At 72.7% G+C, this 12,783-nt stretch carries 11 protein-coding genes and 1 pseudogene; 7 read left to right on the plus strand and 5 right to left on the minus strand.

Features of this window, described 5'->3' with window-relative positions; all coding sequences use genetic code 11:
- The first annotated feature begins 461 nt into the window (after positions 1-461).
- Both C7M71_RS23510 and C7M71_RS23515 read left to right on the plus strand, forming a co-directional pair.
- Positions 462-1,409 (plus strand): heme o synthase, encoded by a 948-nt coding sequence (locus tag C7M71_RS23510; protein ID WP_407675936.1) that lies wholly within the window; start codon positions 462-464, stop codon positions 1,407-1,409.
- A gap of 165 nt (positions 1,410-1,574) precedes the next feature.
- Positions 1,575-1,925, plus strand: a complete 351-nt coding sequence (locus C7M71_RS23515) for a hypothetical protein (RefSeq protein ID WP_111490291.1) — start codon at positions 1,575-1,577, stop codon at positions 1,923-1,925.
- A gap of 44 nt (positions 1,926-1,969) precedes the next feature.
- Here the strand turns inward: C7M71_RS23515 and C7M71_RS23520 are convergent, their stop codons facing one another.
- Positions 1,970-2,998, minus strand: coding sequence for a COX15/CtaA family protein (locus C7M71_RS23520; RefSeq protein ID WP_407675937.1), 1,029 nt, complete (start codon positions 2,996-2,998; stop codon positions 1,970-1,972).
- Positions 2,999-3,053: 55 nt separating this feature from the next.
- Complete coding sequence (locus C7M71_RS23525) at positions 3,054-5,297, minus strand: HelD family protein (RefSeq protein WP_111490292.1); 2,244 nt, start codon at positions 5,295-5,297, stop codon at positions 3,054-3,056.
- 268 nt (positions 5,298-5,565) lie between these two features.
- On the opposite strand from C7M71_RS23525, the gene C7M71_RS23530 reads away from it, so the two are divergent.
- Entirely contained in the window at positions 5,566-6,213 is a 648-nt protein-coding gene (locus tag C7M71_RS23530) for an LAETG motif-containing sortase-dependent surface protein (protein ID WP_229758872.1), read from the plus strand.
- Positions 6,214-6,298: 85 nt separating this feature from the next.
- On the opposite strand, the gene C7M71_RS23535 is transcribed toward C7M71_RS23530, so the two are convergent.
- The 3 genes and pseudogenes from C7M71_RS23535 to C7M71_RS32100 all read right to left on the minus strand — a co-directional run.
- Positions 6,299-7,108 (minus strand): ABC transporter permease, encoded by an 810-nt coding sequence (locus C7M71_RS23535; protein ID WP_111490294.1) that lies wholly within the window; start codon positions 7,106-7,108, stop codon positions 6,299-6,301.
- A complete protein-coding gene (locus tag C7M71_RS23540; protein ID WP_111490295.1) occupies positions 7,105-8,046 on the minus strand; it encodes an ABC transporter ATP-binding protein in 942 nt (313 codons plus the stop codon). The genes C7M71_RS23535 and C7M71_RS23540 overlap by 4 nt, the downstream gene beginning before the upstream one ends.
- Before the next feature lie 224 nt (positions 8,047-8,270).
- A pseudogene (locus C7M71_RS32100) lies at positions 8,271-8,597 on the minus strand (AAC(3) family N-acetyltransferase); the annotation flags it as partial.
- Between the two features lie 170 nt (positions 8,598-8,767).
- On the opposite strand from C7M71_RS32100, the gene C7M71_RS23550 reads away from it, so the two are divergent.
- The 4 genes from C7M71_RS23550 (at position 8,768) to C7M71_RS23565 (ending at position 12,782) form a co-directional block, all read left to right on the plus strand.
- The gene (locus C7M71_RS23550; RefSeq protein ID WP_111490297.1) at positions 8,768-9,637 is read left to right on the plus strand and encodes a helix-turn-helix transcriptional regulator; all 870 of its coding nucleotides are present in this window, start codon (positions 8,768-8,770) and stop codon (positions 9,635-9,637) included.
- Positions 9,634-11,046 carry a Fe-S cluster assembly protein SufB gene (sufB, locus tag C7M71_RS23555; protein ID WP_111490298.1) on the plus strand — a complete coding sequence of 471 codons (1,413 nt, stop codon included), beginning with the start codon at positions 9,634-9,636 and terminating at the stop codon, positions 11,044-11,046. Before C7M71_RS23550 ends, sufB begins: the two co-directional genes overlap by 4 nt.
- A gap of 159 nt (positions 11,047-11,205) precedes the next feature.
- Complete coding sequence (gene sufD / locus C7M71_RS23560; protein ID WP_111490299.1) at positions 11,206-12,438, plus strand: Fe-S cluster assembly protein SufD; 1,233 nt, start codon at positions 11,206-11,208, stop codon at positions 12,436-12,438.
- Entirely contained in the window at positions 12,435-12,782 is a 348-nt protein-coding gene (locus C7M71_RS23565) for a non-heme iron oxygenase ferredoxin subunit (protein WP_111490300.1), read from the plus strand. Before sufD ends, C7M71_RS23565 begins: the two co-directional genes overlap by 4 nt.
- The last annotated feature ends 1 nt before the right edge of the window (position 12,783 follow it).

Raw genomic sequence — 12,783 nt, forward strand, 5'->3', positions numbered from 1 at the left:
TTTCACTCGACCCGTGATGAGGACCTCGCCGGCCAGTCGCTGCGCTGCGGGTCTGACGTCGCGGCGGTCTGTGTCACGGAGGGCTCATCCCGCTTCTGACTTCGAGCCTACCGTTCGGGCTCCTGCCCACCTCCCGCGCTCGCAGAACCGGGGGTGGGACACATCCATTCCCCATCAACTCCTTTTCCCAGCCTCACCCGGATGCCGCACCCGTCGCCCGCCGGACACCCGGAACCGGGGACACCCGCAGACGGTGACCGGCGGGGAGGGGGAGGGGGAGACGGCGGAGGACGGCGGAGGACGGTGGAGGACGGCGCACCGGGTCGCGGCGGGGAGCGCGCACCCGGACAACACGGGTACCCCCGGCGCGGGCGGTGACTCCGCAGCGTCTAAAGTGGCGTGGTACGCGCACGGCGACCGGGTCTCGAAGTCCGGCGCCGGCGAAGTTTCATAGACCAGGGGTGTCCGTGACCGCCGTCGAATCCCGCCCTGCCGGGGTCGTCGGGGCGACCCCCGGGCACCGGCCGTTCGGGGCCCGTGTCGGGGCCTTTGTCGCGCTGACCAAGCCACGCATCATCGAACTGCTGCTGATCTCCACGGTCCCGGTGATGTTCCTGGCCGAGGGTGGCGTTCCCGACCTGCTGAAGGTGGTGCACGTCGTGTTCGGCGGCTTCCTCTCCGCAGGCGGCGCCAACACGCTCAACATGTACTTCGACCGGGACATCGACGCCCGGATGCACCGCACCGAGCGGCGCCCGCTGGTCACCGGGATGGTCTCGCCGGGCGAGGCCCTGGTGTTCGGCATCGCGCTGGCCATCGTCTCCACCCTCTGGCTGGGCTACTTCGTCAACTGGCTCTCCTCGGGCCTGGCACTGGGCGCCCTGCTCTTCTATGTCTTCGGCTACACGCTGGGCCTGAAGCGCCGCACCTCGCAGAACATCGTCTGGGGCGGCATCGCCGGCTGCATGCCGGTCTTCATCGGCTGGGCGGCGGTGACGGGCAGCCTCTCCTGGGCGGCCGTGGTGCTCTTCCTGGTGATCTTCTTCTGGACGCCGCCGCACTACTGGCCGCTCTCGATGAAGGTCAAGGAGGACTACGCCGCCGTCGGGGTGCCGATGCTCCCGGTGGTCGCCTCCAACGCCGTGGTGGCCAAGCAGATCGTCATCTACTCCTGGGTGATGGTCGCGGTCTCGCTGGCGCTCTGGCCGCTCGGGCACACCGGCTGGCTCTACCCGACCGCCGCGCTGCTGCTGGGCGCCTTCTGGCTGAAGGAGGCGCACGGCCTGTACAACCGGGCCAAGGCGGGCGTGGTGGGTGCCAAGCTCAAGGAGATGCGCCTCTTCCACTGGTCCATCACCTATCTGACGCTGCTCTTCGTCGCGGTCGCGGTGGACCCCTTCCTGCACTGACCGCCTCTCCTGGCGCCTGTACGCGGGCCCTCTCCTGAGACGCACCGGCCCCGCAGTCCGTTCGACGTTCGACGGGCGGCGGGGCCGGATCATGTCCGGGAGCTGTGGGCTGCCGCACACCCGGCGGCCGTCGCCACATCCTCTACCGCTGGGTAGCATGCGGCCATGAGCAGCGAAGAGATCACGGCGGCCCGTGCCGCCTCCCGCGACCAGCGCCGTGCCCGGCGGATCGCCAAGAACATCAGCTCCTTCGCCGGTCGGCACGGCGGCAGCGCCGAGGGCGTGGTGCAGTACGTCGGCCGCAACTCCACCCGCATCGTGCTGGTGGGTGCCGACGGCGCCTGGGGCGACCAGGTGGCCCCCCGCTACGAGGTCGCGCAGCGCGCGGCCGAGCTGGCCGGGCTGAAGCTGCACGACTCCTTCGAGGGCGAGTGGGTCGCCAAGCTGCGGACCTCCTCCTATGAGTGGTCCCGGATGGCGGGTATCCAGCTCGGCGGTGACCGCGCGGCCTCCTGAGGCCGCGACGGGGGACGGCCGCCACGCCCGGCCGCGCGGACCGCTCAGGCGGTGGCGACCAGGCCGGAGGAGCCCTCGGAACCCTCGGTGTCGGGGGTGTCGGGGGTGCCCTCGGTGTCGGGGGCGGGAGCCGTGCCAGCGTACGCGGAGTCCGGCAGCTGCGGGCGGACCCGCAGCGCCAACGGGATGCGCAGCGCCGCGATCCACACCAGTGCGGAGCCCAGCAGATGCGCCCCCACCAGGATCTCCGGGGACCCCGCGAAGAACTGCACAAAGCCGACCACGCCCTGCGCCAGCAGTACCACCAGCAGATCCCGGGCCCGGGCCCGCGCCGCAGTGGGAGCCTTCACCGCCCGCAGCACAAAGACCATCGCCAGCGCCAGCCCCACCGCGATGAAGGCGAAGTCCGCGTGGAACTGGCTCACCCGGTCGTAGTCCAGCGGAATCCTCGGCACCTCGCTGGAGTCACCGGAGTGCTTGCCCGCGCCGGTCACCACGGTGCCGGCCACCACCAGGCAGCCGACCACCGCGACCAGCAGGTACGAGAGCTGGGCGAGCGGCCGGGAGACGGCCGGCTCGGGTGCGCCGTCGCCCTCCCCGGACCGCTCCCACATCACCAGCGCCACCCAGATCAGCGCCATCGAGGAGAGCAGGTGCACGGCCACCGTGTACGGGTTCAGCCCGGTGAGGACGGTGATGCCGCCGATCACCGCGTTGCTCATCACGATCCAGAACTGCGCCCAGCCCAGCCGGGTCAGGCTGCGCCGCCAGGGCCGTGCGCAGCGGGCGGCGATGATCGCCGCGCCCACGGCCGCGCAGAGCACATAGGTCAGCATCCGGTTGCCGAACTCGATCACCCCGTGGATGCCCATCGCCTTCGTCGGCGCCAGGGTGTCCGCGGTGCACCTCGGCCAGGTCGGGCAGCCCAGCCCGGACGAGGTCAGTCGGACGGCGGCGCCGGTCACCACGATGACCACGCTCATCACCAGGGCCGCGAGGCAGGCCACGCGCACGGCCTTCGCCGAGGGCGCCAGCCGCTCGGCGAGGTAGGACAAGGGGGTACGCACCCCCACATCGTAGGTCGGCCCGCCGACGCCCCCGACCCCGGGGGGCGGGGGCCGGGCGCGCTCACCGGACCAGCCGCCCCAGCAGCTCCGGCAGCGGCCCCGGATGCACCACGGTCAGCCGCCGGGTCGCCCTGGTGAGCGCCACATAGAGGTCCTGGCCGCCCTTGGGCGACCCGGCGAGGATGCCCGCCGGGTCCACCACGACCACCGCGTCGAACTCCAGGCCCTTGGCCTCGGCGGTGGAGAGCACCACGGCGGGGGAGTCCAGCGCCTCCGGGGACGCCCCGCGCGCCGCGTCCGGCAGCGCCGCATGGACCGCCTCCCGGCAGCCGGCGGAGACCACCACGCCCAGCCGCCCCTCACCGATCGCGGCCAGCTCCTCCCGTACCAGCGCGGCCAGCCCGGCGCCCGGGTCGTCCTCCGGCACCCGTACCGCCCTCGGCGGATCGCCGCCGTCCCGCACCGGCTCCGGCGGCTGCTGGTCCGGCGCCACCGCGCGCAGCACATCGGCGGCCACCGCCATGATCGACGCCGGGGTGCGGTAGTTCACCAGCAGCCGGGCCTCCCGCCAGCGGCCCCCGACATAGCGGTCGAGCATCTCGCCCCAGGAGCGCGCCCCGGCGGCGCTGCCGGTCTGCGCCAGGTCGCCCACCACCGTCATGGAGCGGGTGGGCACCCGCCGCATCACCGTCCGCCACGCCATCGCCGACAGCTCCTGCGCCTCGTCCACGATCACATGCCCATAGACCCACTCCCGGTCGCGGGCCGCCCGCTGCGCGGTGGAGACGGCCGGCCCGTCCGCCCGGTAGCGGTCCGCCAGCGCCGCCGCGTCCACGGTGCCCTGCTCGGCCAGACCGGTCACCTGGAGCACCCCCTGCGCATAGCGCTCCTCCTCGCGGCGCTCCCGCTCGGCCGCGCGCCGCCGCGCACGCTCCTGGGCGCCGTCGTCGCCCAGCAGCTCCGCCGCCTCGTCCAGCAGCGGCGCGTCGGCGGTGGTCCAGGGGCTGCCCGGCGGACGGGCCAGCAGCTGCCACTCGCCGTCGGTGAACTCGGCCCGGGCGGCTGCCCGGCGCAGCGCGGCCGGGTCCGCGTACAGCTCACCGAGCAGCCGCTGCGGGGTGAGCGGCGGCCAGAGCGCGTCCAGCGCCGCCCGGACGGCGGGTTCGCCCCACAGCTCGCCGGGGCCGAACCGCTCCTCCTCGGCGTCCAGCGGGCGCCCCAGCCGGGCGGCCTGCTCGCGCACCAACTCCACCAGCAGGGCGCGGAGGAACCCGGGTCGGGCAGCGTTGTGCGGGCGGCCCTGCGCGCGGGCCCGGTCGCGGGCGCGTACACAGCTCTCCCGGCTCAGCCGCAGCTCGGCGCCGTCCAGCCCGACGACCAGGTCGCCGTCGGGGACGCGCTGCCGGTCGGCCACCGCGGCGGCCAGCAGCGCGGCCATCCGCAGGTCGCCCTTGACCACCTCGGCCCCGGGCTGCTCCGGCGCGCCGGCCCGCACCCCGGGGTACAGCTCGCCGACGGAGGCCAGCACCACCTCGGTCTCCCCGAGGGCGGGCAGCACCTGCTCGATATAGCGCAGAAAGGTCGCATTGGGGCCGACGACCAGCACCCCGCGCCGCTCCAGCACATCGCGGTGCATATAGAGGAGGTACGCGGCCCGGTGCAGCGCCGCCACCGTCTTGCCGGTGCCGGGGCCGCCCTGGACCACCAGCACGCCCGGCAGCCCGGCCCGGATCACCTGGTCCTGCTCCTGCTGGATGGTGGCCACGATGTCGCCCATCCTGCCGGTGCGACCCCGCCGCACCGCCGTGAGCAGCGCCGCCTCGCCGACCAGGGTGGAGTGGTCGGCGTCGGCCATGGCGTCCGGGTCGAAGACCTCGTCGTCCAGGCCGGTCAGGGTGCGCAGCCGGGTGTACAGGTGGCGGCGGCGCAGCAGCGGGCCGGGGGAGCCGGGGGTGGCGGTGTAGAAGGGGCGGGCGGCGGGCGCCCGCCAGTCGACCAGCAGCGGTTCGAGGTCGTGGTCGCGCAGCCCGATCCGGCCGATGTGCAGGGTGGTGCCGTCGCGGTCGTCGATGCGGCCGAAGCAGAGGCCGTGCTCCACGGCGGAGAGCCGGGCGAGCCGGCGGGCCAACTCGGCGGCGGTGACCTCGCGTTCCACGCGGGCCTGGTGGGTACGGCCGCCGTCCTGCCGCTGGGCCTCGCGCAGCGCTGCGGCTGTCTGCTCCCGGGCGGCGTCCAGCAGGGTGTAGAGGCAGGTGAGGTGGCGCTGCTCGGCGTCCCGGCTGAAGCATCCTTGACTGGAGTCCATTTATCCGATACACTTTCAGTGTCGGGGAATTTCTTGCCAATTGACTGAGAATGGGCAAGTGTAGCGCGCGTAGGCGGCCCCGACCCACCCCCTGGCTCTGTGAGTTGTCAGGCACCTGTAGAGTCGCCCGACATATCCCTGCGTATACGGCATCAGCGCAACGCAGGGGCCATGAACGCTCGGAGGGAAAGAACCAATGACGCGTCAGGGGCGGGTCCGGGGCGGGGTCATAGCCACGGCCGCAGCAACTGCACTTCTCGGATCGGGTGTGCTGGCGGGATCCGCCTCCGCGCACACTCCCGACTGGACGGTCGACTGCTCGACCGTCCACATCAACCTCACTCAGTACAACCAGCGGGTCACCAACACGGTCACCGTCAAGGTCGACGGCGAGGCCGTGCTGGGCCCGGCCAACTTCGGCAAGGACTTCCTTCAGGACCTGAAGCTCGCCGAGCACAGCAAGGAACTCGACGTCGAGCTGATCGTGGTGGCCGGCGACGGCAAGCAGTTCTCCAAGGACGAGCACAAGACCGCTCCGGTCTGCCCGGGCCACGAGACGCCGCCGCCCACGAGCCCCGAGCCCTCCAGCCCGGCGCCGTCCAGCCCGGAGGAGTCCTCCCCGGCGCCGAGCAGCCCCGAGGAGACCTCCCCGGCGCCGTCGTCGCCCGGTGAGGTCTCCCCGACCACCGGCAGCCCGGTCCCGAGCAGCCCGGAGTCGGACAGCCCGGAGCCCTCCGTCTCGGACGCCTCCAGCGCGCCCGCCGTGCTGCCCACGGCGTCGCCGTCGTCCCCCGGCCTGGCCGAGACCGGTGCCTCCAGCTCCACCCCGATCATCGCCGGGGTGGCCGCCGTCGTGGTGGCCGCCGGCGGTGCGCTGCTCTTCATGTCGCGCCGGCGCCGGGGTACCCGGAGCTGACGTAGCGACTCAGCAGTACGCGAAGGGGCCCAGAACCGACTGGTTCCGGGCCCCTTCCCGCGTTGACGCCGCCGCGCGCGGCGGGCTACTCCCAGCGGAAGAAGCGGGCCGCCGCGGCCAGCCCCAGCACCGCCCAGACCGCCAGGACCCCCAGGTCGCCCCAGGGCAGTGCGGCACCGTGCTGGAGCACGGCACGCAGCCCGTCCGAGAGCGCGCTGATCGGCAGCAGCTCCAGCACCCCGCGCACGGCGGACGGAAACTTCTCCAGCGGCACCACCACACCGCCGCCCAGCAGCAGCAGGATGAAGACCAGGTTGGCCCCGGCCAGAGTGGCCTCGGCCCGCAGCGTCCCGGCCATCAGCAGACCCAGCCCGGAGAAGGCCGCCGTACCCAGCACCAGCAGCGCCGCCACCGAGAACGGGTCGCCGTGCGGCGACCAGCCCAGCGCCAGCGCGATCACCGACAGCAGCGCCACCTGGAGCACCTCGGTCACCAGCACACAGCCGGTCTTGGCGGCGAGCAGCGCCCAGCGCGGCAGCGGGGAGGCGCCCAGCCGCTTGAGTACGCCGTAGCGGCGTTCAAAGCCGGTGGCGATGGCCTGCCCGGTGAAGGCGGTCGACATCACGGCCAGCGCCAGCAGGCCCGGCGCCAGGAAGTCCACCCGCTTGCCGGGCCCGCTGGTCGCCACCACGTCCACGGCGCTGAAGAGCACCAGCAGCACGGTCGGGATCACCACGGTGAGCAGCAGCTGCTCGCCGTTGCGCAGCAGCATCCGGGTCTCCAGCACGGTCTGCGCCAGCAGCATCCGGCCGACCGGGGCGGCCCCGGGCGCGGGGGCGTAGCGGCCCGCCGAGGTACCGGCGGGCGAGGTCTCGGGCGCGGAGGAGGTGGTCATGAACGCAGGTCCCGTCCGGTCAGGTCGAGGAAGACGTCTTCGAGGGTCCGCCGCTCCACGGCCAGCCGGTCCGGCAGCACCCCGACCTGGGCGCACCAGGCGGCGACGGTGGCCAGCAGCTGCGGGTCCAGCGGGCCCTGCACCCGGTACTCGCCCGGCGCGAGCTCGGCGGCGGCGGTGCCGTCCGGCAGCACCTTGAGCAGCGCGCCCAGGTCCAGCCCCGGGCGCCCGCCGAACCGCAGCGCCTCCTGCCGGGGCTGCTGCTCCGCGCCGCCCCGGCGGAGCTGCTCGGGGCTGCCCTGGGCGATGACCCGGCCGCCGTCCACGATCGCCACGTCGTCGGCCAGCTCCTCGGCCTCGTCCATGGCGTGGGTGGTGAGGACCACGGTGACGCCGTCGGCGCGCAGATCGCGGACCAGGTCCCAGGTGGCGCGGCGGGCCTGCGGGTCCAGACCGGCGGTCGGCTCGTCCAGGAAGACCAGTTCCGGGCGGCCCACCACGGCCATGGCCAGCGCCAGGCGCTGCTGCTGGCCGCCGGAGAGCCGCCGGTAGCCGGTCCGGCCGCAGGAGCCGAGGCCCAGCCGCTCCACCAGGGCGTCCACCTCCAGCGGGTGGGCGTGCAGGCTGGCGGTGTGCCGCAGCATCTCCACCGCGCGGGCCCCGGCGTACACGCCCCCCGACTGCAACATCACGCCGACCCTTGGGCGCAGCCGGGTGGCGTCGGCCCACGGGTCCAGGCCGAGGACGCGCACCGTACCGGCGTCCGGGCGGCGGTAGCCCTCGCAGGTCTCGATGGTGGTGGTCTTGCCGGCCCCGTTGGGACCGAGGACGGCGGTGACGGTGTTCCGGCCGACGGTGAGGTCCAGGCCGTCCACCGCGGTCTTCGGGCCGTACCGCTTCACCAGACCGGCCACCCGGACCGCGGGTTCTGCTTCCATGCCGTCGAGTCTATGGACCCGCTCGCACCAGCCACCCCCGGGTGCCCGCCCGGCCCGCCGGGGGCGGTAGTCGGCGGGCGGTGGGGTCCGAGCACTGGCCTGTGCAGCCTGGGGTCCTGGCGCCCGGCCGTGCTCGGGGGGTCAGCTGCCGGGGAGGGTGCTGACCTCTCCGTGTCCCTGGGTGCCCGATCGGCCCTCCGGGGGCGGCAGCGGGCGGCGGTGTCGCCCATCCCCAGTGTGGGGCTGGTCCGGGGGTCGTAGGCGGGCATGGTGTCGCGGATCGGCTGCCACCACTCCTCGGGCACCGGCGGATTCCGCCACTGCGCCGGGTCGGAGTTGCCGCCGGTGTGGGTGGGGACCACCAGGGTTCCGGCCGCGCCGACCACATCGAGCAGCGCTTCCAGCACGGCGACCGCGCCGCCGCAGACCCAGCCGAGGCTGCTGAGCGAGGAGTGGACCAGCACGGTCTCGCCGGGGAGTACACCGAGAGTCCGCAGGTCGGCGGCGAGTGAGTGGCGGGTGCAGAGGGGGCCGGAGGGGGGCTCGGTCATGGCCGGGAGTATGCCGGGACCATGCCGGGAGGGGGTCGGAGCCACCGTCGGTTTTCGGCCGTCCGTGCAGGTCAGGCAAGGCTTACCTGAGTGATCGAGGCCACCTGTTCGCCGACCGCACCGGGTTGTCGCAGCGGAATGAATTACGCAACAATGGCGTTGTGAAAAACATGCGCGCGTACCCGGAGCAGCAGGAGGCGGCCGAGCCGACCGCCGCTGCCGGTGTGCCCGCGCCCGGCGGCGAGGTCGCGCTCCAGGGGGGCCATCAGGCCACCCGGGACCGGGTCGCCCGCTCCATTCTGGACCATGGCCCGTCCACCGCCGCCGACCTGGCCGAGCGACTGGGGCTGACCACCGCCGCAGTCCGCCGCCACCTGGACGCGCTGGCCGCCACCGGCCTGGTCGAGTCCCGCGAGCAGCGGGTCTACGGCCACCGTGGCCGGGGCCGTCCGGCCAAGGTCTTCGCGCTCACCGACTGCGGCCGCGATGTCTTCTACCAGGCGTACGACCAGTTGGCCGCAGACGCGCTGCGCTGGATCGCGGAGTGCGCCGGCGGCGGCGAGGCCGGCGCCGAGGCGGTCGCCGCCTTCGCCCGCGCCCGGCTGGACCGCGACGCCGAGCGCTATGGCGCGGTCGTCGGCCAGGTCGCGGCCGAGCAGCGGACCGAGGCTCTCGCCCGTGCGCTGAGCGCGGACGGGTACGCTGCCACGGTGCGGCGTGTGTCCTCCGCTGCGAAGGCCGCCGCCGGTGAGCAGCTCTGCCAGCACCACTGCCCGGTGGCGCACATCGCCGAGCAGTTCCCCCAGCTGTGCGAGGCGGAGACCGAGGTCTTCTCCCGTCTGCTGGGCACCCATGTGCAGCGGCTGGCCACCATCGCCCACGGCGACGGGGTCTGCACCACCCATGTGCCGGCAGCCGGTGCCGCACCGTCCCCCGCTTCCCGCAAGCGGACGTCCGGTGCAGCGCCGACCGCCGGTACCGCACGCCGAACACCCACCCCTACCACGACAGAGACTGTCTCCGGGAGGAACCCCGTATGACCACGACCGCTCACCCGGAGCTTGAGGGTCTGGGCACCTACGAGTACGGCTGGGCCGACCCCGACGCCGCCGGCGCCGCCGCCAAGCGCGGCCTGAGCGAAGAGGTCGTCCGCGACATCTCCGCGAAGAAGTCGGAGCCGGAGTGGATGCTCAAGCTGAGGCTCAAGGGCCTGCGGCTGTTCGACAAGAAGCCGATGCCGACCTGGGGCTCGGACCTCTCCGGGATCGACTTCGACAACATCAAGTACTTTGTGCGGTCCACCGAGAAGCAGGCCGCGTCCTGGGACGAGCTGCCCGCCGACATCAAGAACACCTACGACAAGCTGGGCATCCCGGAGGCGGAGAAGCAGCGCCTGGTCGCCGGTGTCGCCGCCCAGTACGAGTCCGAGGTGGTCTACCACCAGATCCGCGAGGACCTGGAGCAGCAGGGCGTCATCTTCCTGGACACCGACACCGCGCTCAAGGAGCACCCCGAGCTCTTCCAGGAGTACTTCGGCACCGTGATCCCGGCCGGCGACAACAAGTTCGCCGCGCTGAACACGGCGGTCTGGTCCGGCGGCTCCTTCATCTACGTGCCGAAGGGCGTGCACGTGGAGATCCCGCTCCAGGCGTACTTCCGGATCAACACCGAGAACATGGGCCAGTTCGAGCGGACCCTGATCATCGTCGACGAGGACGCCTACGTCCACTACGTCGAGGGCTGCACCGCGCCGATCTACAAGTCGGACTCGCTGCACTCCGCGGTCGTCGAGATCATCGTCAAGAAGGGCGCCCGCTGCCGTTACACGACCATCCAGAACTGGTCGAACAACGTCTACAACCTGGTGACCAAGCGCGCCGTCGCCTACGAGGGCGCCACCATGGAGTGGGTCGACGGCAACATCGGCTCCAAGGTGACCATGAAGTACCCGGCCGTCTACCTGATGGGCGAGCACGCCAAGGGCGAGACGCTCTCCATCGCCTTCGCGGGCGAGGGCCAGCACCAGGACGCCGGCGCCAAGATGGTCCACATGGCTCCGAACACCTCCTCCTCCATCGTCTCCAAGTCGGTGGCCCGGGGTGGCGGCCGGACCTCCTACCGCGGCCTGATCGAGATCGGCGAGGGCGCCGAGGGCTCCAAGTCCAATGTGCTCTGCGACGCGCTGCTGGTGGACACCATCTCCCGCTCGGACACCTACCCCTATGTGGACGTCCGCGAGGACGACGTGTCCATGGGCCACGAGGCGACCGTCTCCAAGGTCAGCGAGGACCAGCTCTTCTACCTGATGAGCCGGGGCATGTCGGAGAACGAGGCCATGGCGATGATCGTGCGCGGCTTTGTGGAGCCGATCGCCCGGGAGCTGCCGATGGAGTACGCGCTGGAGCTCAACCGGCTGATCGAGCTCCAGATGGAAGGCGCCGTCGGCTGACGGCCCTCCTCTCCTGGCCCCGGCCAGGATCCCAGGCCAGGAACGCGGCGTGAGCGCGCCGAAGGGCACGCGGCTGTCGGAGGCGATGAGCGACCGGCAGCCGCGCAAGGCGCCCCGAGGCGAGCGCACCCCAGAATGAGGAAGTGAGTAACGACAGCGATGGCTGACGTTCAGAACAGCACCGGCTCCACCACGGCCGGGTCCATCGAGGTCGGTACGGCGGGCGCCGGCGCCCAGCTGGCCGGCCCCGGCACCGGCCGCGAGACCGCCGTCAGCCAGCCGGTCGACGCCCGGGTGGAGACGGTCGCGTCGTACGACGTGGCCGACTTCCCGGTGCCCACCGGGCGCGAGGAGAACTGGCGGTTCACCCCGCTGCACCGGCTGCGCGGCCTGCACGACGGCAGCGCCGAGGCCGACGGCGGCATCCGGGTGGAGACCACCGTCCCGGACGGCGCCGTCCAGGAGACCGTGGACCGCGCGGACCCCCGGATCGGCCGGGCCGGCAAGCCGGTGGACCGGATCGCCGCCCAGGCGTTCTCCGCCTTCGAGAAGGCGTCCGTGGTCTCGGTCCCCAAGGACACCGTGCTCAGCGAGCCGATCCGGATCGCCGTGCACGGCCAGGGCGGCACCGCCTACGCCCACCAGGTGGTCGAGCTCGGCGCCTTCGCCGAGGCCGTGGTGGTCATCGAGCACACCGGGGACGCGGTGCTGGCCGCCAATGTCGAGTACCTGATCGGCGACGGCGCCAAGCTCACCGTGGTCTCCGTACAGGACTGGGACGCCACCGCCGTCCACGCCGGCCAGCACACCGCGCTGATCGGCCGCGACGCCTCCTTCAAGTCGGTGATCGTCACCTTCGGCGGCGACCTGGTCCGCCTGCACCCCCGGGTGGTGTACGGCGCCCCCGGCGGCGAGGCCGAGCTGTACGGCCTCTACTTCGCCGACGCCGGCCAGCACCTGGAGCACCGCCTCTTCATCGACCACGACACCCCGCACTGCCGCTCCAACGTCGCCTACAAGGGCGCGCTCCAGGGCGAGGAGTCGCATGCGGTCTGGATCGGCGATGTGCTGATCCGCGCCGAGGCCGAGGGCACCGACACCTACGAGCTCAACCGCAACCTGGTGCTCACCGACGGCGCCCGGGTCGACTCGGTCCCCAACCTGGAGATCGAGACCGGCGAGATCGTCGGTGCCGGGCACGCCTCCGCCACCGGCCGCTTCGACGACGAGCAGCTCTTCTACCTCCAGGCGCGGGGCATCCCCGCCGACGAGGCCCGCCGCCTGGTGGTGCGCGGCTTCTTCGCCGAACTGGTCCACCAGATCGGCCTGCCGGATGTGCAGGAGAGGCTGCTGGAGAAGATCGACGCGGAGCTGGAGGCGACCCTCGCATGACCGCCGCCGCACCCGAAGGCTTTCTGCGCGCCTGCGCGCTGGCCGACCTCGAAGAGGACGTCCCCAAGCGCGTCGAACTCGACGGCGTGCCGGTCTCGGTCGTCCGCACCGAGGGCGAGGTGTTCGCGATCAACGACATCTGCTCGCACGCCAACGTCTCGCTCTCCGAGGGCGAGGTCGAGGACTGCCAGATCGAGTGCTGGCTGCACGGTTCCAGCTTCGACCTGCGCACCGGCAAGCCGTCCGGGCCGCCCGCCGTGCGGCCCGTCCCCGTGTACCCCGTCAAGATCGAAGGAGACGGCGAAGCAGCGGCTGTCTTCGTCTCCGTCACCCAGGAGTCCTGAG

Origin of the sequence: Peterkaempfera bronchialis, from assembly GCF_003258605.2 — a bacterium.
GTDB lineage: Bacteria > Actinomycetota > Actinomycetes > Streptomycetales > Streptomycetaceae > Peterkaempfera > Peterkaempfera bronchialis.

Excerpts from the sequence above, each read along its gene's own strand:
- C7M71_RS23515 (WP_111490291.1), top strand. The coding sequence starts at position 1,575 with ATGAGCAGCGAAGAGATCACGGCGGCCCGTGCCGCCTCCCGCGACCAG.
- C7M71_RS23525 (WP_111490292.1), bottom strand. The coding sequence starts at position 5,297 with ATGGACTCCAGTCAAGGATGCTTCAGCCGGGACGCCGAGCAGCGCCAC.
- C7M71_RS23535 (WP_111490294.1), bottom strand. The coding sequence starts at position 7,108 with ATGACCACCTCCTCCGCGCCCGAGACCTCGCCCGCCGGTACCTCGGCG.
- C7M71_RS23540 (WP_111490295.1), bottom strand. The coding sequence starts at position 8,046 with ATGGAAGCAGAACCCGCGGTCCGGGTGGCCGGTCTGGTGAAGCGGTAC.
- C7M71_RS23550 (WP_111490297.1), top strand. The coding sequence starts at position 8,768 with ATGCGCGCGTACCCGGAGCAGCAGGAGGCGGCCGAGCCGACCGCCGCT.
- sufB (WP_111490298.1), top strand. The coding sequence starts at position 9,634 with ATGACCACGACCGCTCACCCGGAGCTTGAGGGTCTGGGCACCTACGAG.
- sufD (WP_111490299.1), top strand. The coding sequence starts at position 11,206 with ATGGCTGACGTTCAGAACAGCACCGGCTCCACCACGGCCGGGTCCATC.
- C7M71_RS23565 (WP_111490300.1), top strand. The coding sequence starts at position 12,435 with ATGACCGCCGCCGCACCCGAAGGCTTTCTGCGCGCCTGCGCGCTGGCC.